Source organism: Qipengyuania citrea, from assembly GCF_024171405.1.
GTDB lineage: Bacteria > Pseudomonadota > Alphaproteobacteria > Sphingomonadales > Sphingomonadaceae > Qipengyuania > Qipengyuania profunda.
In genome coordinates this window covers 141,556-163,302 of record NZ_JALJZT010000001.1, presented here as the reverse complement: position 1 = coordinate 163,302, position 21,747 = coordinate 141,556, and the positions used below count along the sequence as shown (strand labels likewise).

Below are 21,747 nucleotides of genomic sequence, written 5' to 3'. Positions count from 1 at the left end.
ATGAAATCGCATGTGCAGGTCGCAGCGCCGGTGTGACACAGATTACGCAATGAAAGGTGCCCGCCTTATGGACAAGGACACCGCGCACGACAGGAACCAAGCCGGCGGGACGCGCCACGCGTCCGCCCCAAGCGCGAACACAGACGATACGCTCAAGACGATCCTCGACGATCTCAACCGTCCGCTGGACGAGGTCGACTGGTCGCATACCACGCTCCGCGGGAAGAGCGGTGAAAGACCCGAAAGCTTCCTCAAACGCCTCCGCCGTGAGCGCCAGCATCGCCGCGAGCTGCGGCGGGCCCGGCAGGCTGCCGCCAAGGCATTCGATGTCCGGCCGCGCAGCTCCACTCGCAAGCATGCAACGCTGATGCTGGGTGCCGGGGCGCTCGGCCTGACGGCCTTCACCGGCCCGCCCAAGGCCCCGCAGCCGAGTTCGGCAAACATGGTCCTCGACCCCGCGCAAGGCGTCCGGCAACCCGCCCCGCTGCTAACGGCGAGCGATACGTTCAAGCAGGCGCTGATCGAGGAGGAAGGTGTCCGCTATACCGTGTACCGCGATGTCGCCGGCTATCCCACCGTCGGGGTCGGTCATTTGGTCCGACCGCGCGACCGGCTGCGGGTCGGCGACCGGGTGAGCGAGAAGCGCGTGCTCGCCTTTCTCGATGCCGATCTGGCCGAAGCCGAACAGGGCGTGCGCCAATTGGTCGGCGATCTTCCGCTGCACCAGCATGAATTCGATGCGCTGCTCGACCTCGTCTACAATGTCGGGATCGGCAATGTCTCGCCCAGCGAAAGCCCGCGCCTCAACGCGGCGATCGATGCGGGCGATTACGAAGCGATTGCCGACGAGCTCAACTACACGCATGCCGGTGGCGCCTTCGCCAAGGGGCTGGAGCACCGCAGCGATCGCCGGATGAGCATCTTCATGGATGCCGCCTATGAGAACCCGCGCGAAAGCGGCGCGCACAATGCGGCCTGAGCGCGGATAGCCTTGTCCGGTACGGACTTGCGCCCTACCATCGGGCAGGCCGGCAGCGGCCCTGTGAAACCCCTGCAATGCGCCGAGCGAGCGGCGTGATCATTCCATGTCCCACCGCCTTTTCGTCGGCCTCCGTCCCCCGCCCCCGATCCGCGATGCGCTGATCGACCTGATGGAAGGCGTCGACAACGCCCGCTGGCAGGACGACGACCAATTGCACCTGACGCTGCGTTATATCGGCGTAGTCGATACCCATGCGGCGGACGAATTGGCCGAGCGGTTGCGCGCAGCCAGCGGCCCCGCGTTCGATCTGACGATTGAAGGAACCGGGGCGTTCGAACGGAAAGGGGTTGCGCATACGCTGTGGGCCGGAATCGCGCCATCGGAGGAGCTGAACCGCTTGCAGCAGCGCGTGGAACGCATCTGCATCGCGGCGGGGCTGGAGCCCGAACACCGCAAATACCATCCGCATATCACGCTGGCACGCACCAACCGCGCGACCGCGCCGCTCGGCCCCTTCCTCGCCCGGACGGCGGGCCTGCGGCTTGGTCCGTGGACCGCGGATTCGTACATCCTGTACGAAAGCTTCCTGCGGCCCGAGGGGTCGGTTTATGAGGCGGTGGTGCGCTATCCGCTGGCCCCCGACCCATGATGCGCAACCCTCTCCCCCTGTTATCGGCCCTTGGGCTGGCGCTTGGCGGTTGTTCGCCCGCAGGCGCGCCCGACGCGGAGGATCCGGCCGACCTGCTGAGCGAGACCGCTTCGCCCGAGGACTGCCTGCTGCTGGTCTGGTCGAGCCAGGAGGAACCGCGTGCGCAGTTCGACCGCACGCATGACTTCGTCGACGGCGGAGCGATTTCCTGCGCTACGGGGACCAGCGCCAGCCAGTTCGATGCCGCGATCGCGGCGCTGCGCGATGCTGCCAGGAGCGGAAACAAGCGCCGCATGCTTGAGGAGATCGGGCTCCCGCTATTGTATATCGATGCCGCGGGCAATCGCCGCGAAATCGAGGATCGCGCGGAAGTCGAGGCGGTGTTCGACGAGATCTTCGATCCCGCGATGATCGCGCTGCTGCAGCGGCTGGACCTGTCGCAGATGAGCGTGGCGAAGGACCAGGGCGGGTTCTTCACCCTCGGGGCGGTCTGGCTGGTGGTCGACCGGGACGGCGGACGTCCACGGCTGGTGACGGTAAATCGCCAGGCGCTCGACGAAGCGCTGGCGACCGCGCGCGACCGGGCCGAGCGGAACCAGGGCGACCGCATTCCGTTCGATTAATGTAGGAGCAGCGCCGACCGGCGACGTCTGCGCGCTTGCGCGCGGTCGCGAAGCGGTCCTATCGCACTCCCATGATCGCAATAGTGCGCCGGGCGTCCGCCGGGCGTTTCACATCATCCTGAGGGGACAAGCATGAAGGCCCAGATTCTGGCCACCGTCGCAACCGCAGCACTGCTCGCCGGTTGCACCACCGCATATGGGGAAGATCTCGACACCATGGCCACACCCAGCGCCGACGCCGCCGCGATCCCGAGCGGCACGGGCTATTTCGCCGCGGACAGCACGCTGCCGTTCAAGACGCCCGATTTCTCGAAGATCTCCGAAGACGATTACATCCCCGCATTCGAGCAGGGCATGGCCATCCAGAAGGCCGAGATCCAGGCGATCATCGACAACCCCGCCCCGCCGACGATGGAAAACACCATCGTGGCGCTGGAAAAGTCGGGCCGCATGCTCGGCCGCGTGGCGCGCGTGTTCTTCGCCGTGACCGGGTCGAACACCACCGACCGGCTCGACGAAATCAACACCGAGATCAGTCCCAAGCTGACCGCGCATGGCGACTCGATCGTCCTCAACCCCGAACTCTTCGCGCGGGTGAAGGCAGTGTATGACAACCGTGCCGCGATGACGATGACGCCCGAAGACGCGGCGCTGCTCGAAGACACCTATGACGGCATGGTCCATGCCGGCGCGCTGCTGACCGAAGCACAGCGCACGCGGGTCAAGGAAATCAATTCCGAACTGTCCGAAATCACCACCGAGTTCGGCCAGCAGGCGCGCGCCGCCATGGCCGACCAGCCAGTGATCTTCGACAGCCGCGAAGACCTCGCCGGCCTGTCCGAATCCGACATCAAGGCCGCCGCCGATCTGGCTGCCGAAAAGGGCTTCGAGGGCAAATACGCCATCGCGCTGCAGAACACGACGCAGCAGCCGCTGCTGCCGAACATGACCAACCGTGCCGCGCGCGAGAAGCTGTTCATGGCGAGCTACAACCGCGCCAATGGCACGACAGACATCGACACGCGTCCGTTGGTGGCCAAGACCGCCGCGCTGCGCGCCGAGAAGGCCGCGCTGTTCGGTGAAGCCGACTGGGCCAGCTACGCAATGTGGGACCGCATGGCCGAAAAGCCCGCCACCGCGCTCGGCTTCATGGAACGCATGGTCCCCGCGCTCGCCAATACGCAGCGCCGCGAAGCAGCCATGCTCAACGAAGCGATCGCTGCCGAAGGGGGCGATTTCGAAGTCCAGCCGTGGGACTGGTACCGCTATGCCAACAAGGTCAAGGCCGAACGCTACGACCTCGACGAAGATGCGATGGCAGAATATTTCCAGCTCGATACCGTGCTCGAGGACGGCGTGTTCTATGCCGCCGAAAAGCTCTACGGCCTGACCTTCCAGAAGCGCAGCGACCTGCCCGTCTATCACCCCGATGTGACGACCTACACCGTGTTCGACCGTGACGGCAGCGAACTGGGGCTGTTCTACTTCGATCCGTTCCAGCGCGAGTCCAAGCGCGGCGGGGCGTGGATGAGCAACTTCGTCGACCAGAGCGATCTGTGGGGCACCAAGCCGGTGATCTACAACGTGCTCAACATCCCCAAGGCACCCGAGGGTGAAGTGCAGCTGGTCAGCTTCGACAACGTCAACACGCTGTTCCACGAATTCGGCCACGCGCTGCACGGCTTCTTCGCCGACCAGCGCTATGAAAGCCTGTCGGGCACCGCGGTCGCGCGCGACTTCGTGGAGTATCCGAGCCAGGTCAACGAGATGTGGGCGACCTATCCCGAAGTGCTGTCCAACTATGCCAAGCACTACCAGACGGGCGAAACCATCCCCGCCGAAATGATCGAGAAGCTCGAGGCGGCCTCGCAGTTCAACCAGGGCTATGATTTCGGCGAAGTGGTCGAAGCTGCCCTGCTCGACATGAAGTGGGCCGCGCTGTCGCAGGAAGAAGCCGCAGCGATCGATACGCCGGAAGAAGTCAGCCAGTTCGAGCGCCAGTCGCTCGAACAGCTGGGGTTGGAAATCGACCTCGTCCCGCCGCGTTACCGGACGACCTATTTCAACCACATCTTCAGCTCGCCCAGCGGCTATAGCGCTGGTTATTACAGCTATCTGTGGACCGAGATGCTCGACCGCGACAGCCGCAAGTGGTTCATGGACAATGGCGGGCTCACGCGCGCCAATGGCGACCATTATCGCAAGACCGTGCTGAGCACGGGCGGGACCATGGACTATTTCGAGATGTTCCGGAACTTCGCCGGGCGCGAGCCCGACGTAACCCCGATGCTCGAAGCGCGCGGCCTGATCGCGGGCGACGAAGCGGCGGACAGCGAGGCTTCCGACGGCAAGCTGCCGCCGCGCACGGTCAACTGATCACCGGCTGACCAACGCCCGGTGGCGCGGTTCGCCGATCCACCGGACCGGCACTTTCCAGACGCGCTCGATCACCTGCTGGTCGAGCGCGTCTTCGCATGCGCCGTCGGCGGCCACCACGCCGCGGTCGAGCACCACCACCCGGTCGGCATGGTTCATCGCATGCGCGAGATCGTGGAGCACGAGCACCACCCCCGCCCCGCCCTGTGCCGCCCGCCGCAAATGCTTCAGCAGTGCGAGCTGGTGCGCGATATCGAGCGCGGCGAGCGGTTCGTCGGCGAGGATCCATTGCGGTTCGCCCGCCAGCACCCGCGCCAGCAGGACCCGCGCGGTCTCGCCGCCCGACAGCGACTGCGCGCGGCGGTTTGCGAGGTCGCGGATGTCGAGCGCGTCGAGCGCGGCATCGACCGGTGCCGCCAGCCGGTCACCATGCGGCAGCCGGCCAAGTTCGACCAGGCTGCGAACGGGCACATCCCACGCGATTTCATGCGCTTGCGGCAGATACCCGATACGCCGTGCCCGCTCGCGCAGGGGCAGCGCGGCGATCTGCTGCCGGTCGAGAAACACCGCCCCGTCACCAGCCGGAAGCAGTCCGGCGAGCGCTTCGAGCAGGCTCGACTTGCCCGCGCCATTGGGGCCGCAGATCGCGGTTATCGTGCCGGGTTCGAGGATCAGCGAAACCCGGTCTAGCCGCTCGGCAATCGACAGCTGTGCCGCCGCCAGTCTCATGCCAGCCCCCGGCGCATGCGCAGCAGCAGCCACAGGAAGAAGGGGGCGCCAAGCAGGCTGAGCGCGATGCCCAGCCGCAATTCGGTAACCAGCGGCAGCACGCGCACCGCGCTGTCAGCCACCAGCACCAGCAGCGCGCCCGCGAGCGCGCTGGGCAGGATCAGCTGCGAGGGTCGGCGATCGGTCAGCGGGCGCACGAGGTGCGGCACGATCAGCCCGACGAAGCCGATGATGCCCGCCACCGCGACGCTGGCCCCGACCGTCAGCCCGACCCCCGCGATCAGCAGCCACAGCAGGCGGTTGGTATCGACACCCAGCGAACGGGCGACCGGTTCGCCCAGCGTCAGCGCATCGAGCGCGGTGCCCGCGCGCGCAAGCACCACGATACCCAGCGCCACCAGCGGCGCGGCCACCCAGACATCGCGCCAGCTGCGATCGGTCAGCGCGCCGTTGAGCCACATGACGATCTCGCTCATTGCAAAGGCATTGGGCGCCATGCTGATTGCCAGTGCGGTCAGCGCCCCGGCAAGGCTGGCGACCATCAGCCCGGCGAGCGTGAACAGCGCGATTCCGCCGGTCCGGCCGGCAATCGCGGCCAGCAGCGCCATGGCGCCGCCCGCGCCGACCAGCGCGAAGGCGGGGAGCAGATAGGGCGCAGCGGCATAGCCGAACCACAGCGCGGCGACCGCGCCCAGTGCCGCGCCCGGCGCGATACCGAACAGGCCCGGGTCGGCCAGCGGATTGCGCAAATACCCCTGCATCGCCGCGCCGCTCGCGCCCAGCCCCGCGCCGACGACGATGGCCAGCACCGCGCGCGGCAGGCGCAATTCGGCGAGGATCAGCGCGGCATTGGGCGTGCTCGCGGGGTCGAGCCAGACCCGCCCCGCCAGCAGCGACAGGGGCAATGCGATGGCCAACAGTCCGGCGAAGATCGGGATCGCGCGGTTCACGATGCGGCCGCCCTGATCGCGGCCAACCGCTCGGCCGCGCGGATTATCGTGGGGCCGCCGCAATAGAGCAGGCTGGTATCGAACCGCGCCCGGTGCATATCGCCCAGGCGGCCGAGAACCGGGTGCGACTGCCCCAGTTCGCCGCCCGCGATCAACAGGACTTCGGGTGGTGCGGCGACGACGTCTTCGAGCGCGACATAATCCGCCTGCGACAGCCCGCGCGCAGGGGCGGCATTGGCGAAGCCGGTGCGGACCAGCAAGTCGCTGACCAGTGTCTGCTCTCCGGCGACGATCCCGCCCGGCTGCCACAGCAGCGTGGCGACGCTCTCGCCATCCGCAGGTGCGGCGGCAGCAAGTGCGGCGTCGATGCGGGCGATCAGGCGCGCGCCCGCGGGTTCATCGCCCGCCAGCGCGGCGAGATCGCGGATCTGCTCTTTGCTGGCAGCGACATCGGCAGCGATATCGAAGGTGACGACCTCCATCCCCAGTTCCGCCAGCGCCGCGCGGGTCGCCGGGGCGAGGAAGCTGCCCGCGACCACCACGTCGGGATCGAGCGCGAGCACTTCCTCGACCGTCCCGCCAGTCGCCGCGAACCGCGCCGCGACTGCCGCTTCCATCGAGCTGGCGCGCGGGTCCTTGCTGTAGTGCGAAATCGCCAGCAATTGTCCGGGAGCCGCAACCTCGGCAAGGATGGCGTCGGTGCAGGGATTGAGGCTGACGATCGTCGGCCCGCGTTCGGGAGGCGGCGCACCGGCCCCGCCCCCCGCGCAAGCGGCGAGCAGCAGGACCGATGCGACGATCAGCGGTTTCACATCTTCGCCCTGATCCCGCCGAACACGCTGCGCCCGGCAGTGCCATAACCGGCCACGGTCTGGTAATCGGCATCGAAGACGTTCTCTACCCGGCCGAACAGTTCGAGATTGTCGCCGATCCCGAAGGAAGCGCGCAGGTCGAACAGTTCGTATCCGTCGAGCCGGTTGGTGTTGGCACCATTATCCCAGCTCGGACCGACGATGCGCAAGTCCGCGCCCAGACCGAGGCCGAAAGCGCTGTGCCAGTCGGCGTAGATCGTCCCGAAATGGTTGGGCCTGCGCGCAAGGTCGAGCCCGGTCGTGCGGTCCTCGGCATCGACATAGGAATAGATCCCCGCCAGCCGCAGCCCGCGCAGCAGGTCGATGCCGGCTTCGGCCTCGATACCCTGCGCCCGCGCGCGCGCCGTGTTGAGATAGACCCCCGACGGGCGCTCGGCAGTAAAGCCGAAACCGATCAGATTGTCGCTGTCGCGGCGGAACCCTGTGAGCGCCAGATGCAGGCCCGAACCGCGCTGGCCCTTCTCGATCCCGAGATCGTAGCTGGTGCTTTCCTCGGGTTCGAGCTGCGTGTTCCCGTAGAAAGACAGCAGCTGGTACAGCGTCGGCGCCTTGAAGCCTTCGCCCACGCTCGCGCGTAGCCGCCAGTCGCTGCCGAAGCCATAGCTGACATCGCCCCCGAAACTGACATGCGTGCCAAACTGTTCGTGGTCGTCCACGCGCGCGCCGGCATGCGCTGCCAACCGCCCCATCACCCAGCCAAGCTGCGCATAAGCGCCGCTGATCTCGGTTTCGGCCGAAGCATCGAAGCTGGTTTCGAACGCGGTCCATTCGTGGTCGCCGCCAAAGGCCAGCGCCAGTCCGCCCAGCAGGCGGTATTCGCCGCGCAGCGAAACGCGTTCGGAGCTGCCGTCGCTGGCGAAGGTCTCCGCGCCCGCGCCATTGCGATTGGCGCGTTCGGTGTCCGAACGGCTGTAAACGGCGCGCAGCGTGAGGTCGTTGCCGTAATAGGCCAGCCCGACATCGCCCCAATAGCGGGTGGTCTTCTGCGTATCGTCGGTATCGGCCAGCACATAGGTGGGTGCGGGGAAGCCGTCGATCTCGACCTCGCCTTCGGCGAAATTGCCATGCGCGAACAGCTCGAGGCTTGGCGTCAGATTGACGAAGGCTGTCGTGCCCAGCGCGAATTGCTGCGAACCGTCGGCCTCGGTGCCCGAGGCGGCTGCCGAAAACCCGTCGGTTTCGTACCACGAGCCGGTGAGGCCGAAGAACACATCGTCATTGCCCGCGCCCGCCGCCGCGCTGGCGAAGAGCGTGTCGCGCGCGCCGTATTCGATGCTGCCGCTAAGCCCGCGCTCGGTCCGGGTCGAGACATCGACCACGCCGCCCACGGCTTCGGAGCCCCAGATCGTGCTGTTCGAACCGCGCAGCACATCGACCTTGCCCGCAGTGCCGAGCAGCAGATTGCCGAAGTCGAACCCGCCCGAGGGGCTGGCCTGGTCGGCCACGCGCACGCCATCGACCAGCACGAGCAGCTGATCGGCATTCGCCCCGCGCACATTGACGCTGGTCACCGTGCCGATCCCGCCGCTGCGCGACAGCGACAAGCCGGGAACGCGGTTCAGCGCACGCACCGGATCGGCGCCCTGGATGGTCTCGATTTCGGTGCGGTCGATAACGGTGACCGACTGGCCGGTGTTGCGCAGATCGGTGCCGAGGCCATTGGCGGTAACCGTGATCACGGCGGCGTCGCGCGGCACTGCCGCCGAAGCATAGACTTCGGCCGTCGCGGCCCCGTCGGCATCCTGCCGGTCGACGATCTCGGCCAGCGCCTGTTCGCTCGGGCTCTGCGCCAATGCCGCAGCGGGAATGGCCGAAGCCGTCAGGAAAAACAGATATTTGTACACGTAACCTCCTATCATAGACGAATCGCCGTCCATGACGGGAGGGAGCAGAATTGCTCCTTCCACGTTTGCCTACGATACACCCCGCCCGCGGCCGAACGACGGTCATGGGCAGGTCTCCTGGCTCCCGGATCGACGCTTTCCCGCCGCCTTCCCGGACGCAAGGCCCAGTGGCATGTAGCGGGATCGCTCCCCGGTCACAGTTGCGGGGGCAGCGGAGGGTTTGCACCTCCTTCCCTCTTCGGGCCTGCGCGAACAGGCCAACCCGTGACTCGGCCGCCCGACTAACGCGCGATGCCGCAATGCACAAGACGATCCTTCGTTAAGCACTATCTGGTAGTTATATGGCGAGCGCACCTTACGTCCCGATGCGGGATGGTGCGCCCGTCCGGCTATGGATATGGACCAGGTTGGGCTATTGCAGCGGACGAAAGCAGGAAGCGAATTGCGTCAATCGAAGGCCAGAGCGGATCGAAGCAGGCGTGCCCCGCGCGCGCCGTCCGCACGCGCCAGGCGGTTCGAGGCGCGCCGCCAAAAGCGGCGCAAGCTGGTCTCGCGCGGGGCGCTGCTCGCCGGCGCGATCGCACTGCCTACGGTTGCCGCACAGGGCGAATGGGCGGATCTGAAAAGCGCGATGGGGCTTGCCGAGGAACGCGTCGCCTTCGCCCCCATGCCGTTCGAAACCCCGGGTGACAGTTTCCCCGGCTCGGCGTTCTATTATCTCGAGGATGCCCCGCGCCTGGCGATCGATGTCAGCGACCTGCGCCAGAGCGAGGGCACGTTCGAAACGGTCGAATTTGCCGAAAGCCACGGGGCAGGCGCTGCGGCGCAGGCGTTCCGGCAGGCGGGCAGCGGGCTCGACAAGGCCCGCGCGCTGCAATGCCTGTCGATGGCGGTCTATTACGAGGCGGCCAGCGAAAGCTACGCCGGGCAGCAGGCGGTGGCGCAAGTCGTGCTCAACCGGGTCGCGCATCCCGCCTATCCGGCCAGTATCTGCGGCGTGGTGTTCCAGGGATCGGAGCGCACAACCGGCTGCCAGTTCAGCTTCACCTGTGACGGATCGCTTCGCCGCACGCCCGCCCGCCGGGCCTGGGCGGTGGCGCAGTCGGTCGCGCTGGGGGCGCTGGCGGGCGAGGTGTACCAGCCGATCGGCCTCGCGACGCATTACCACACCAATTACGTGAACCCCTATTGGGCGGCGAGCCTGGATTTCATCGGCGCGATCGGCGCGCACCGGTTCTATCGCTGGAAGGGCGGCGCGGGCACCGCGGGCGCCTTTACCGATGCCTATGCCGGCAGCGAACCGCTGGCTGCACCCAATATCCGGCGGGCGGAACTCGATGTGCCGGGTCCGGTGGCCCCTGCCCCGCCATCGAACGACACGATCAGCCTCGGCGCGGCGTCGACGGCCCCGGTAGGCGCGACGGGTGCGACGACTGCCGCCCCCGCGAGCACCAAGCTGCCGCAATCGGGGCGCGTGAAGGAGGAATATGCCAATTCGGGCAAATGGATCAGCGAGCCGGGCCGGAAGTAACCGTGTCGCTTGCGCGGAGGCAATCCTTTACGTCTTCACAACCATGCTGCGGAACCGAAGCTTAGCGGTGGCCGGGTAGGACAGAATGATCCCCCAGCCGCTTCACAAGGATAGAGGCATGCCCCTCCATTTCGCCGCCGCTCGTTCCGCCGCGCATTCGCCGATCGCCCGCGCCTTGGCGAAAAAGGCGCTCGCCCGCGCTGCCAACGACAATGGCGATGCGGCGCATATGCAGGCGGAAGCCTCGAGCTTCGACCATATGATGCGCGCGGCGCTGCGGCACTTTGCCGAACACGGCATGGGCGCCGCCGACGCCGCGCGGCAGCAAGCCGAGCAGGCGCATTTTACCGGCGATACCGAGGCGTATGAATGGTGGCTCGGGGTCTGCCGCACGCTCGACCGCCGTCTCGCGGAAAATCTCGAGGGTTCGATCGCGATCGACGCGCTGCTCGCCCGCTGAGCCGCAGCGCAGCGGGGTAAGCATTCTTCCGGAGGTGACATACCCGCCCGCTTAGGTGCTCATGGGCGCAAATCCGTGCCAGCGATGCACGCTCGCGTCGCGGCGGCACGCCGCGTGGCGAGCGGGAGCCAGGCGAAGCCCACAGGATTTGCGATCTGCCATCCCGTTTGCCCGCACCGCCAGTATATCCTTGAATTCGTGCGCTTATTGCAACTGCGAACCATTTGCAAACATAGTTTGGGGACTGCAAGCATTCGCGGTTGCAATCCCTCCGGCGCGGGCCTAGGGCGCAACCGCAATCGACCGGGTGCCATGCCTCCTCTGCGGGACACTTGACGCATGGCCCAGTTTCGGTCCGGGCATCATCTCTGTCCCGCACGGCAGGAACAAGGACCCTCATTTCCATGGCACGCAAGAAGATCGCCCTTATCGGCTCCGGCATGATCGGCGGAACGCTCGCCCACCTCGCGGCGAAGAAGGAAATGGGCGACATCGTCCTGTTCGACATCGCCGAAGGCATGCCGCAGGGCAAGGCGCTCGACCTCAGCCAGTGCGGCCCGGTCGAAGGCTTCGACGCCAAGATCACCGGCAGCAATGACTATGCCGACATCGCCGGCGCCGACGTGGTGATCGTGACCGCGGGCGTGCCGCGCAAGCCGGGCATGAGCCGCGACGATCTGCTCGGCATCAACCTCAAGGTGATGAAGTCGGTCGGCGAAGGCATCAAGAACAACGCGCCCGACGCATTCGTGATCTGCATCACCAACCCGCTCGACGCGATGGTCTGGGCGCTGCGCGAGTTTAGCGGCCTGCCGCACAACAAGGTCGTCGGCATGGCCGGCGTGCTCGACAGCGCGCGCTTCGCCACCTTCCTCGCTTGGGAATTCGACGTCTCGGTGAAGGACGTGAACGCCTTCGTGCTCGGCGGCCACGGCGACACCATGGTCCCCGTGACCAGCTACACCACGATCAACGGCATCCCCGTCAACGACTTCGCCAAGATCAAGGGTGTTTCGGAAAGCCGCATCGACGAAATCGTCGATCGCACCCGCAAGGGCGGCGGCGAAATCGTCGGCCTGCTCGGCAATGGCTCGGCCTATTACGCCCCCGCCACCAGCGCGATCGCGATGGCCGAAGCCTATCTCGGCGACACCAAGCGCATCCTGCCCTGCGCCAGCTATGTCGATGGCAAATACGGCCTCGACGGGCTGTATGTCGGCGTGCCGACGATGATCGGCGCGGGCGGCACCGAAGAGGTGATCGAAATCGAACTATCGGACGAAGAGAAGTCCAACCTCAAGGTTTCGACCGATGCGGTCGAAGAGCTGCTCGAAGCCTGCAAGGGCCTGGATAGCTCGCTGGCGTGATAGCGATGGGAGGATATCCTAAGCGCGTTGGACGATCTCCATTGGGGGAATACGGCGTAACCCTCGCCGTAGTTGAGCTGTTGCTGTTGGCGTTGCTGTTCGCACTCGCCTTCGCAGTTGCCTGGTACAAGCCCTACTTGATCGTTGCGCTTTTGATGCCTCCACTCGCCACCCTCGCAATTGACCGCAAGAAAGGGCGCGACCGCTTTCGCTCTCTCGTTCTCCAGTACGCGATTATCGCTGCAGGTGCTTTTGCCGCCTGGATAATCAAGTAAATGAAGGAATTCTGATGTCCATCCTCGTAAACAAGAACACCAAGGTCATCACCCAGGGGATGACCGGTGATACCGGTACGTTCCACACCGAGCAGGCGCTCGCCTATGGCACGCAGATGGTTGCGGGCGTGACCCCCGGCAAGGGCGGCACCACCCACATCGGCCTGCCGGTCTACAACACCGTGTCCGAAGCCAAGGCCGAAACCGGCGCGACCGCTTCGTGCATCTATGTCCCGCCGCCCTTCGCCGCGGATTCGATCCTCGAGGCGATCGATGCCGAGATCGAGCTGATCGTCGCGATCACCGAAGGCATTCCCGTGCTCGACATGGTGCGCGTCAAGCGGGCGCTCGAAGGCTCGAAGTCGCGCCTGATCGGTCCGAACTGCCCCGGCGTCCTGACCCCCGGCGAATGCAAGATCGGCATCATGCCCGGATCGATCTTCAAGAAGGGCAGCGTCGGCGTTGTCAGCCGTTCGGGTACGCTGACCTATGAAGCCGTGCACCAGACCACCATGGTCGGCCTCGGCCAGACCACCGCAGTCGGTATCGGCGGCGACCCGGTCAACGGCACCAATTTCATCGACGTGCTCGACCTCTTCCTCGACGATGACGACACCAAGTCGATCATCATGATCGGCGAAATCGGTGGCAGCGCCGAAGAAGAAGCCGCCGAATTCATCAAGCAGGAAGCCGCCAAGGGCCGCGAGAAGCCGATGGTCGGCTTCATCGCCGGACGTACCGCGCCTCCGGGCCGCCGCATGGGCCATGCCGGCGCCATCGTTTCGGGTGGCCAGGGCGGCGCCGACGACAAGATCGCCGCGATGGAAGCCGCGGGCATCCGCGTCTCCCCCTCGCCCAGCGAACTCGGCACCACGCTCGACGCGCTGCTGAAGGAACTCGCCTGACGGCCAGCGCGGACGGCCCCCTGTTTCGGGACCGTCCGCGCGGCTGAGGCATTGCCATAGAGAGCCGACAGAAGGTCGGCACGAGAAGGTGACCCGGATGGGCAACGAAAGCCACGATTTCCTCCCCGAGCTGGGCGACCAGGAAGGCCCACAGCAGGGCCCGAGCTGGGGCAACCCCCGCTGGCTTGCCGAAGTGGTCGACAGCGAGGCGGATCTGACCGCCGCGCTCGACCCCACGCAGATGCGGATGGCGGTGGCCAAGGCGGCGGAAAAGGCGGGCAAGGCGCTCGATCCCAAGGCGATCGAGCAGGCGGCGGACGATTCGATCCGCGCCATGCTGCTCGTCCGCCTCTATCGTGTGCGCGGCCATCTGGCGGCCAATCTCGATCCGCTCGGCCTATCGCACCGCGAAGTGCCCGAGGATCTGACGCTCGAATGGCATGGCTTTGGCGGCCAGGAAGACCGCGAGGTCTATGTCGGCGGCGTGTTCGGCTTCGAATGGGTCAGCATCGGCGAGCTCTTCGACGTGCTGCGCGCGACCTATTGCGGCAATGTCGGTCTCGAATACATGCATATCTCGGACACCGAGGAACGCCGGTTCCTGCAGGACAAGTTCGAGACGCCCGAAGACACGATCCAGTTCACCCCCGAAGGCAAAAAGGCGATCCTCGCCGCCGTGATCCGCGGCGAGCAGTACGAGAAATTCCTCGGCAAGAAATACGTCGGCACCAAGCGCTTCGGCCTCGATGGCGGCGAATCGATGATCCCCGCGCTCGAAGCGGTGATCAAATATGGCGGCCAGCTGGGCACGCGCGAGATCATCTACGGCATGGCCCACCGCGGCCGGCTCAACGTGCTCGCCAATGTCATGGGCAAGCCGTACAAGGTCATCTTCCACGAATTCTCGGGCGGCAGCGCCAATCCCGACGATGTCGGCGGTTCGGGCGATGTGAAATACCACCTCGGCACCAGCACCGACCGCGAATTCGACGGTATCAACGTGCACATGTCGCTGGTGCCCAACCCCAGCCACCTCGAGGCGGTGAACCCGGTCGTGCTCGGCAAGAGCCGCGCGCAGCAGGCGATCCGCGACGATCTCAAGCAGCACGAACAGGTCCTGCCCGTCCTCCTCCACGGCGACGCGGCCTTTGCCGGCCAGGGTATCGTGTGGGAATGCCTCGGTTTCTCGGGCGTGCGCGGTTACAACACCGGCGGCTGCCTGCACTTCGTCATCAACAACCAGATCGGCTTCACCACCAGCCCGCAATTCGCGCGCTCCTCGCCCTACCCCAGCGATGTGGCGAAGGGCGTGCAGGCGCCGATCCTGCATGTGAACGGCGACGATCCCGAAGCGGTGACCTTCGCCTGCAAACTGGCGGTCGAATATCGCCAGACCTTCGGCCGCGACATCGTGATCGACATGTGGTGCTATCGCCGCTTCGGCCATAACGAGGGCGACGAACCCAAGTTCACCCAGCCGCTGATGTATGACGAGATCCGCCAGCATCCCAAGGTCAGCGAGATCTACTCCGCGCGCCTCGAGGAAGAAGGCGTGATCGAGAAGGGCTTTGCCGACGGGCTGAGCGCCGAGTTTATCGACCACCTCGAACAGGAGTTCGAAGCGGCCAAGGATTACAAGCCCGACCAGGCCGACTGGTTCGGTGGCCGGTGGTCGGGCATGAACAAGCCCGCCGACCCCGAGACCGCCCGGCGCAATGTCGAAACCGCGCTGGAAAAGAAGCTGTTCGACAGCCTCGGCCGCACGCTCACCTCGGTGCCCGACGACCTGACCATCCACAAGACGCTCGGCCGCGTGCTCAAGGCCAAGGAGGAAATGTTCTCCAGCGGCGAAGGATTCGACTGGGCCACCGCCGAAGCGCTCGCTTTCGGCAGCCTCGTCACCGAAGGCTTCGGCGTGCGACTGTCGGGCCAGGATTCGGGGCGCGGCACGTTCAGCCAGCGCCACGCGGTCTGGGTCGACCAGAAGGACGAGCGCAAATACATCCCGCTGACCACGCTGCCGCATGGCAAGTTCGAGGTCTATGACAGCCCGCTGTCCGAATATGGCGTGCTCGGCTTCGAATACGGCTTCGCCATGGCCGATCCCAAGAGCCTGGTGATGTGGGAAGCGCAGTTCGGCGATTTCGGCAATGGCGCGCAGATCGTGATCGACCAGTTCATCGCTGCGGGCGAGGTTAAATGGCTGCGCGCCAATGGCCTCGTCCTGCTGCTGCCGCACGGCTACGAAGGCCAGGGCCCCGAGCATAGCTCGGCCCGGCTCGAACGGTTCCTGCAGCTGTGCGCGAACGACAATATCCAGGTCTGCAACATCACCACGCCGGCCAATTACTTCCACGTCCTGCGCCGCCAGATGCTGCGCAGCTTCCGCAAGCCGCTGGTCATCATGACGCCCAAGAGCCTGCTGCGCCATCCGCTGGCGAAGTCGGATGCGGCGGAATTCATGGGCGATCAGCACTTCATGCGGATCAAGTCCGACATGAAGGATATTGCCGACGAGAAGGTCAAACGGCTCGTGCTGTGCAGCGGCAAGGTCGCCTACGACCTGATGCAGCGCCGCGACGAGGCCGAGCTTGAAGACGTCTCGATCGTCCGGATCGAGCAACTCTACCCCTTCCCCGGCGAACCGCTGGCCGTGCGTCTCGAACGCATGACCAATCTCGAGCAGATCGTCTGGTGCCAGGAAGAGCCGAAGAACAACGGCGCGTGGTTCTTTGTCGATCGCCTGATCGAGGAAGCCGCCGAGGCCGCAGGCAAGACGGGCATGCGTCCGTGTTATGCCGGCCGCGAAGTCGCTGCCTCGCCCGCCACGGGTTATGCCAGCCGCCACCAGGTGCAGCAAGAAGCCCTCGTCAACATCGCACTCGGACTCAACGGCAGCGCGCCGAACGTCCGCAGTGACTGCAAGTAACTCGGGAAAGCGAGATTATGGCCACCGAAGTCAAAGTTCCCACACTGGGTGAATCGGTCAACGAAGCGACCGTCGGCGAACTGCTCAAGAAGGTCGGCGACGCGGTCGCGGTCGACGAACCGATCGTCAGCCTCGAAACCGACAAGGTCGCGGTCGAGGCCCCCTCGCCCGTCGCCGGCGTGATCAAGGAATTCAAGGTCGCGGTCGGCGACACGGTCGAGATCGATGCGGTCATCGCGGTGATCGAGGAAGGCGCTGCGCCTGCCGCCAAGGGTGCCGAAGCCGGCCGGGCGCAGGAAGAACGCGCCGAAGGCAAGCAGGAGCGCGCCGAAACGCCCGCCCCCGCCCCCGCCGCCTCGTCGGACGCCGCACAGACGCTGTCGCCCGCGGTGCGCCGCGCAGTACTCGAACACGGCGTCGATCCCTCGACCATCAAGGGCACCGGCAAGGACGGCCGCCTGACCAAGGAAGACGTGATCGCTGCGGCGAATGCCAAGCGCGATGGCGGCGCGGCTCCGGCTGCATCCTCGGCACCGCCCGCCGCCACCGGCGGCGAGCGCCGCGAGGAACGCGTCAAGATGACGCGGATGCGCCAGACGATCGCCAAGCGGCTCAAGGGCGCGCAGGAAAACGCCGCGCTGCTGACCACCTTCAACGATGTCGACATGTCGGCGGTGATGGAAGCGCGCGGCAAGTACAAGGACATGTTCGCCAAGAAGCACGACATCCGGCTCGGCTTCATGGGCTTCTTCGCCAAGGCCGCCTGCCTGGCGCTGAAGGACGTCCCCTCGGTCAACGCTTACATCGAAGGCGACGAGATCGTCTATCACGACTATGTCGACATCTCGGTCGCGGTCAGCGCACCCAACGGCCTCGTCGTCCCGGTCATCCGCGATGCGCAGGACAAGGGTTTCGCGCGGATCGAGAAGGACATCGCCGACTTCGGCAAGCGCGCCAAGGACGGCACGCTGACGATGGACGACATGAAGGGCGGCACCTTCACCATCTCCAACGGCGGCGTGTTCGGCAGCCTGATGTCGACCCCGATCATCAACCCGCCGCAGAGCGCCGTGCTCGGCCTGCACCGGATCGAGGACCGCGCGGTAGTGGTCGATGGCGAGATCGTCATCCGCCCGATGATGTATATCGCGCTGTCCTACGACCACCGCCTGATCGATGGCCGCGAGGCGGTCACTGCACTCAAGATCATCAAGGAAGCGATCGAAGATCCCACCCGGATGCTGATCGACCTTTGAGGAAGAAATAATGGCTGAATATGACTACGATCTCTTTGTCATCGGTGCGGGCCCCGGGGGCTATGTCGCGGCAATCCGCGCGGCCCAGCTCGGCCTCAAGACCGCTTGCGCCGACAGCCGCGATACGCTGGGCGGGACCTGCCTCAACGTGGGCTGCATCCCGTCGAAGGCGATGCTGCACGCATCCGAATATTTCGACGCGGCGAGCAATGGTTCGATGGCCGCGCTCGGTGTCGACGTCACTCCGAAGCTCAATCTCGAGCAGATGCACGCGCAGCGCCGCGATGCCGTGAAGAGCCTGACCGGCGGGATCGAATTCCTGTTCAAGAAGAACAAGATCGACTGGAAGAAGGGCCATGCCACCTTCCAGGACGCGCATACGGTCAAGGTCGGCGAGGAAACCTTCACCGCGAAAGACGTGATCATCGCTACCGGCTCTTCGGTCACTCCGCTGCCGGGCGTCGAGGTCGATAACGACAAACAGATCGTGGTCGATTCGACCGGTGCGCTCGAACTCAAATCGGTGCCCGAGAAAATGGTCGTCATCGGCGGCGGCGTGATCGGGCTCGAACTCGGTTCGGTCTGGCGTCGTCTCGGCGCCGAGGTAATCGTGGTCGAATATCTCGACAAGCTGCTCCCCGGCATGGACGACGATCTCCGCAAGGAAGCCGCCAAGATCTTCAAGAAACAGGGCATGGAACTGCGCCTGTCGACCAAGGTCACCGGCTGCACGGTGAAGGGCAAGAAAGCCACGCTGACGCTCGAACCCGCCGCGGGCGGCGAAGCGGAAACGCTCGACGCCGATTGCGTGCTGGTCTCGATCGGGCGCCGCCCCAATACCGAGGGTCTTGGCCTCGACGCGATCGGACTGGAAACCAACCAGCGCGGCCAGATCGAGATCGATCACGATTTCCGCACCAAGGTCGACGGCGTCTGGGCAATCGGCGATGTAGTCCCTGGCCCGATGCTGGCGCACAAGGCCGAGGATGAAGGCATTGCCTGCGCCGAGAATGTCGCCGGGCAGACGGGCATCGTGAACCACGATCTCATCCCCGGTGTGGTCTACACCTGGCCCGAGTTTGCCGGTGTCGGCCTGACGCAGGAAGAAGCCATCGAGAAGATGGGCGGCGACAAGTCGAAGGTCAAAGTCGGCAAGTTCCCGATGATGGCCAACAGCCGCGCCAAGACCAATCACGAACCCGACGGTTTCGTGAAGATCATCGCCGACGCCGAAAGCGACCGCGTGCTCGGCGTCTGGGCGATCGCCAGCGTTGCCGGGACGATGATCTCGCAGGCGACGCAGGCGATGGAATTCGGCGCTACATCCGAAGATATCGCCTACACCTGCCACGCGCACCCGACGCATTCCGAAGCGATCAAGGAAGCGGCGATGGCGGTCCAGGGCAAGCCGATCCACATCTGACCGGATGGCGAAGACAGCGGCCCTTCCTGCGACAAGCGAGGGCCGCTGAATGGCCGGGCGCGCGGCAATCGTCCTCGCGCTCGGCACGCCCGTTCTGGCGGGTCTGATCTTTCTTGGCTTTGGCGGCGCTCCGCTGGCCTATCCGGTCGGCAATGTGCTGGCCCTGCTGCTGGCATTACCGGTTGCAGCCCTTGTGCGGATACGTCTGACCGGCAGCCGCCAACGTGTGCTGGCGGTGCTGCTGCTGGCGCTGCTGTTCATCCCGCTCCTCAGCGGCCCCCACCTCAACGGCATAGCGCGCTGGCTGCCGCTGGGGCCGGTCACGCTGCATGCCGGTGCGCTGGTCGTTCCGGCACTGGTGGTGCTGGCGGCGCGGGACGCGGATTACGCCCCGCCGATCCTGCTGGCAGCGCTGCTCGCGGCCAGCCTGCAGCCCGACGCGGCGCCCGGCCTCGCGGTGATGATGGCCGCCATCGGGCTCTACAATGCAAATGGTGACTGGCGGATGGTGCCGGTCGCGGGGATCGCCTTTCTCGCCAGTATCAGCGCGGGGCTGCGCGGCGAATTACCCGCCCAGCCCTTCGTCGAGCGCGTGCTGGTCGACCTGGCGCTGCACCAGCCATTTGCCGCGCTCGGTCTCGCCGCCGCATTGCTCGCCAGCTTCCTGCTGATCGCCCACGCTCTTCCTGCAGAGAAACCCGTGCGCCATGCGCTGGCAGGCTCGCTGTTCGGCTTTTCGCTCGCGGCGCTGGTGTCCAACTATCCAAGCGTGCTGATCGGCTACGGCGCCGCGCCGATCCTCGGATACGGGCTGGCACTGGCGCTCGCGCGTCAGGCCCCTCAGACCCCGTCGGGATAGACCGGCGCAATATCGACCGGGATATCGGCCATCGCCGCGAACCGCGAATTGGCGGCATCGTCGAGCACCGCATGGCGATCGAAGAACGCCTTGGTCCCCGCATAATCGCCGCGCGCCTGCAGCATCAGCTGCGCGCTCAGCAGATCGCGGATACCCGCTTCCATCGCTGCAGAATCCACCGTGTACCGCTGCGCCGCGGCGTCCCAGGCGAATGCGCCCTTCTGCTGGAGATAGCCATATTGCAGCTTGGCGCCGCGGCCATGCGCGCTTTCGGTGCCGAACCGCATCGAGCGGAACAGGCCGGTGAAATAGGTCGAGAACAGTTCGGGCTTTTCCGCGGCGGGGATTTCGCCCTTCTCCATCATCAGCAGGATGTTCCAGATGCCCATCACATCGGCCTTCGATTCTTCGAGCGCCGAATACTGGTCGCGCAGTTCCTCGTTCACCGTGGTCTGCCGGCCATCGACGGTGATCGTGCCCGGCCCGAGGCTGTGCGACAGCTCGTGGAACAGCGTGTTGGCTTCCATGTATTTCTTCGCCACCAGCGCTGCCTGGTCATCCTTGAGCACGACATCGGCCATCGGGGCGAGGATACGGTCGTATTTGGCGCCGAGCACATTGGCCAGGATCACCTTCTTGGCCCCCTTCGCTTCGCGCACGCGCTCGTCATTGGGCAGGTTGAAGGCGATGGTCTGCGTACCCGGGACATTGTCGCCGCCGCCATGGACCTGATCGGCCACTGCAATCGGGCTTTCGAACCCGCGCTGGAAATTCTTGTCCGCGTCGGGGATGGGCAGGTTCTCTTCCATCGTCCGCAGGTAGTTCTTGTACTTCGCCAGCGCGGCGCTTTCTTCGGGATTGCGCAGCGTCACGAAGCTTTCGAAGGCGGTCTTGGTGCCGTACAGCCGGTCGGTATAGACCTCGTAGGGACCGATCGCGACCTCGATCGGCGTATCCTGCAGGTCCATCCACGCCATCTCGCTGGCAAAATAGTCGTCGGTCAGGAAGCTGGCCGCGCGCAGCGAGAGAAATTTCTTCAGGCTGGGGTTGGACGTCCGCTGTGCCGCCCGTTCGAGCAGGCGTGCGGCGGGCACCAGCCATTCGCGATATTCCTGCGAATAGGGGACGGCGATGAAGCCCTCGCCGCTGCGCTTGACCACCGTATAGGGGCTGGTCAGTGCCTCGCGCTGGTCGGGATTGGCCGCGAGATAGGCGTCGAATTCCGCGCGCGTCAGGTCCTGCGGATAAAAGCCTGCCCCTTCCGGCATCGCCTGCGTCCCCCAGAAGGGGTGCAGCTCGGCGACCTCGTCCCATGGACCGAAATTGCGGTCGAACATCGCCACCAGCATGTCGCGGTCGGCGCGGCGGCTACGCGCGATCGTCTCGCGTAGCTGCGGCAGATCCGCGCCCCGCTGGCGCAGGTAGATCTCGTCCATATAGCCGCTCGCTTCGATCAGCAGGTTGACCACCTCGCGCTCTTCCCCGGTGAGGAAGGAGGTGTCGGGCGCCATCTCGATCACCGTCAGCTTGGCGTATTGTTCCTTGAGATCGTAGCCATCGGGGGCCGCGGCGGCAGGCGGCACCGCGTTCGGTTCAATCCGCGTGTCGGTGACGGCAGGCGTGCAGGCAGCACTGGCGAGCAACAGGGGCAGGATGGCGCGACGCATGGGATATCCTCTGAAATTGTTCGGTCTATCGCTGGAAAACGCCATGCGGC

The 21,747-nt window shown here is 65.7% G+C and carries 18 protein-coding genes and 1 riboswitch; of the genes, 13 read left to right on the top strand and 5 right to left on the bottom strand.

Annotation, left to right across the window (positions count from 1 at the left end):
* The first annotated feature begins 67 nt into the window (after positions 1 to 67).
* From J2S32_RS00835 to J2S32_RS00820, 4 genes are all read left to right on the top strand, one after another.
* Positions 68 to 979, top strand: a complete 912-nt coding sequence (locus J2S32_RS00835) for a lysozyme (protein WP_253515153.1) — start codon at positions 68 to 70, stop codon at positions 977 to 979.
* 106 nt (positions 980 to 1,085) lie between these two features.
* Entirely contained in the window at positions 1,086 to 1,631 is a 546-nt protein-coding gene (thpR, locus tag J2S32_RS00830; protein ID WP_253515152.1) for an RNA 2',3'-cyclic phosphodiesterase, read from the top strand.
* A complete protein-coding gene (locus tag J2S32_RS00825; RefSeq protein ID WP_253515151.1) occupies positions 1,628 to 2,254 on the top strand; it encodes a hypothetical protein in 627 nt (208 codons plus the stop codon). Before thpR ends, J2S32_RS00825 begins: the two co-directional genes overlap by 4 nt.
* A gap of 132 nt (positions 2,255 to 2,386) precedes the next feature.
* Positions 2,387 to 4,630, top strand: coding sequence for a M3 family metallopeptidase (locus J2S32_RS00820; protein WP_253515150.1), 2,244 nt, complete (start codon positions 2,387 to 2,389; stop codon positions 4,628 to 4,630).
* On the opposite strand, the gene J2S32_RS00815 is transcribed toward J2S32_RS00820, so the two are convergent.
* The 4 genes from J2S32_RS00815 to J2S32_RS00800 are packed head-to-tail and all read right to left on the bottom strand — an operon-like array spanning position 4,631 to position 9,025.
* The gene (locus J2S32_RS00815; RefSeq protein ID WP_253515149.1) at positions 4,631 to 5,359 is read right to left on the bottom strand and encodes an ABC transporter ATP-binding protein; all 729 of its coding nucleotides are present in this window, start codon (positions 5,357 to 5,359) and stop codon (positions 4,631 to 4,633) included.
* Positions 5,356 to 6,309 (bottom strand): FecCD family ABC transporter permease, encoded by a 954-nt coding sequence (locus J2S32_RS00810; protein WP_253515148.1) that lies wholly within the window; start codon positions 6,307 to 6,309, stop codon positions 5,356 to 5,358. Before J2S32_RS00810 ends, J2S32_RS00815 begins: the two co-directional genes overlap by 4 nt.
* Entirely contained in the window at positions 6,306 to 7,121 is an 816-nt protein-coding gene (locus J2S32_RS00805) for an ABC transporter substrate-binding protein (protein ID WP_367398961.1), read from the bottom strand. The genes J2S32_RS00810 and J2S32_RS00805 overlap by 4 nt, the downstream gene beginning before the upstream one ends.
* Complete coding sequence (locus J2S32_RS00800; protein ID WP_253515146.1) at positions 7,118 to 9,025, bottom strand: TonB-dependent receptor plug domain-containing protein; 1,908 nt, start codon at positions 9,023 to 9,025, stop codon at positions 7,118 to 7,120. The genes J2S32_RS00805 and J2S32_RS00800 overlap by 4 nt, the downstream gene beginning before the upstream one ends.
* 90 nt (positions 9,026 to 9,115) lie before the next feature.
* A riboswitch (cobalamin riboswitch) is annotated at positions 9,116 to 9,306 on the bottom strand.
* Positions 9,307 to 9,467: 161 nt separating this feature from the next.
* Here J2S32_RS00800 and J2S32_RS00795 point away from each other — a divergent pair.
* The 9 genes from J2S32_RS00795 to J2S32_RS00755 all read left to right on the top strand — a co-directional run bounded on the left by J2S32_RS00795 (position 9,468) and on the right by J2S32_RS00755 (position 20,030).
* Positions 9,468 to 10,556: a cell wall hydrolase gene (locus tag J2S32_RS00795; RefSeq protein WP_253515144.1), complete on the top strand. Its 1,089-nt coding sequence runs from the start codon at positions 9,468 to 9,470 to the stop codon at positions 10,554 to 10,556.
* 118 nt (positions 10,557 to 10,674) lie between these two features.
* Complete coding sequence (locus tag J2S32_RS00790; RefSeq protein WP_253515142.1) at positions 10,675 to 11,016, top strand: hypothetical protein; 342 nt, start codon at positions 10,675 to 10,677, stop codon at positions 11,014 to 11,016.
* A 404-nt stretch (positions 11,017 to 11,420) separates the two neighbouring features.
* Positions 11,421 to 12,383, top strand: a complete 963-nt coding sequence (gene mdh / locus J2S32_RS00785; protein ID WP_253515140.1) for a malate dehydrogenase — start codon at positions 11,421 to 11,423, stop codon at positions 12,381 to 12,383.
* Between the two features lie 5 nt (positions 12,384 to 12,388).
* Positions 12,389 to 12,658: a hypothetical protein gene (locus tag J2S32_RS00780; RefSeq protein ID WP_253515139.1), complete on the top strand. Its 270-nt coding sequence runs from the start codon at positions 12,389 to 12,391 to the stop codon at positions 12,656 to 12,658.
* Between the two features lie 14 nt (positions 12,659 to 12,672).
* The gene (gene sucD, locus J2S32_RS00775; protein ID WP_253515138.1) at positions 12,673 to 13,563 is read left to right on the top strand and encodes a succinate--CoA ligase subunit alpha; all 891 of its coding nucleotides are present in this window, start codon (positions 12,673 to 12,675) and stop codon (positions 13,561 to 13,563) included.
* 97 nt (positions 13,564 to 13,660) lie between these two features.
* Complete coding sequence (locus tag J2S32_RS00770) at positions 13,661 to 16,492, top strand: 2-oxoglutarate dehydrogenase E1 component (RefSeq protein ID WP_253515184.1); 2,832 nt, start codon at positions 13,661 to 13,663, stop codon at positions 16,490 to 16,492.
* A 17-nt stretch (positions 16,493 to 16,509) separates the two neighbouring features.
* Positions 16,510 to 17,748 (top strand): 2-oxoglutarate dehydrogenase complex dihydrolipoyllysine-residue succinyltransferase, encoded by a 1,239-nt coding sequence (odhB, locus tag J2S32_RS00765; RefSeq protein WP_253515137.1) that lies wholly within the window; start codon positions 16,510 to 16,512, stop codon positions 17,746 to 17,748.
* A gap of 10 nt (positions 17,749 to 17,758) precedes the next feature.
* Entirely contained in the window at positions 17,759 to 19,171 is a 1,413-nt protein-coding gene (gene lpdA, locus J2S32_RS00760) for a dihydrolipoyl dehydrogenase (RefSeq protein ID WP_253515136.1), read from the top strand.
* 49 nt (positions 19,172 to 19,220) lie between these two features.
* Positions 19,221 to 20,030 (top strand): hypothetical protein, encoded by an 810-nt coding sequence (locus tag J2S32_RS00755; protein ID WP_253515135.1) that lies wholly within the window; start codon positions 19,221 to 19,223, stop codon positions 20,028 to 20,030.
* Here the strand turns inward: J2S32_RS00755 and J2S32_RS00750 are convergent.
* Positions 20,012 to 21,697, bottom strand: a complete 1,686-nt coding sequence (locus J2S32_RS00750) for a dipeptidyl-peptidase 3 family protein (RefSeq protein WP_253515133.1) — start codon at positions 21,695 to 21,697, stop codon at positions 20,012 to 20,014. The genes J2S32_RS00755 and J2S32_RS00750 overlap by 19 nt on opposite strands.
* Positions 21,698 to 21,747 lie beyond the last annotated feature (50 nt).

Bases quoted from the DNA above. Each gene is read 5' to 3' on its own strand.
- J2S32_RS00755 (WP_253515135.1), top strand. From the start codon at position 19,221: ATGGCCGGGCGCGCGGCAATCGTCCTCGCGCTCGGCACGCCCGTTCTG.
- thpR (WP_253515152.1), top strand. From the start codon at position 1,086: ATGTCCCACCGCCTTTTCGTCGGCCTCCGTCCCCCGCCCCCGATCCGC.
- J2S32_RS00780 (WP_253515139.1), top strand. From the start codon at position 12,389: ATGGGAGGATATCCTAAGCGCGTTGGACGATCTCCATTGGGGGAATAC.
- J2S32_RS00825 (WP_253515151.1), top strand. From the start codon at position 1,628: ATGATGCGCAACCCTCTCCCCCTGTTATCGGCCCTTGGGCTGGCGCTT.
- J2S32_RS00820 (WP_253515150.1), top strand. From the start codon at position 2,387: ATGAAGGCCCAGATTCTGGCCACCGTCGCAACCGCAGCACTGCTCGCC.
- mdh (WP_253515140.1), top strand. From the start codon at position 11,421: ATGGCACGCAAGAAGATCGCCCTTATCGGCTCCGGCATGATCGGCGGA.
- J2S32_RS00815 (WP_253515149.1), bottom strand. From the start codon at position 5,359: ATGAGACTGGCGGCGGCACAGCTGTCGATTGCCGAGCGGCTAGACCGG.
- lpdA (WP_253515136.1), top strand. From the start codon at position 17,759: ATGGCTGAATATGACTACGATCTCTTTGTCATCGGTGCGGGCCCCGGG.
- sucD (WP_253515138.1), top strand. From the start codon at position 12,673: ATGTCCATCCTCGTAAACAAGAACACCAAGGTCATCACCCAGGGGATG.
- J2S32_RS00790 (WP_253515142.1), top strand. From the start codon at position 10,675: ATGCCCCTCCATTTCGCCGCCGCTCGTTCCGCCGCGCATTCGCCGATC.
- odhB (WP_253515137.1), top strand. From the start codon at position 16,510: ATGGCCACCGAAGTCAAAGTTCCCACACTGGGTGAATCGGTCAACGAA.
- J2S32_RS00770 (WP_253515184.1), top strand. From the start codon at position 13,661: ATGGGCAACGAAAGCCACGATTTCCTCCCCGAGCTGGGCGACCAGGAA.
- J2S32_RS00750 (WP_253515133.1), bottom strand. From the start codon at position 21,697: ATGCGTCGCGCCATCCTGCCCCTGTTGCTCGCCAGTGCTGCCTGCACG.
- J2S32_RS00835 (WP_253515153.1), top strand. From the start codon at position 68: ATGGACAAGGACACCGCGCACGACAGGAACCAAGCCGGCGGGACGCGC.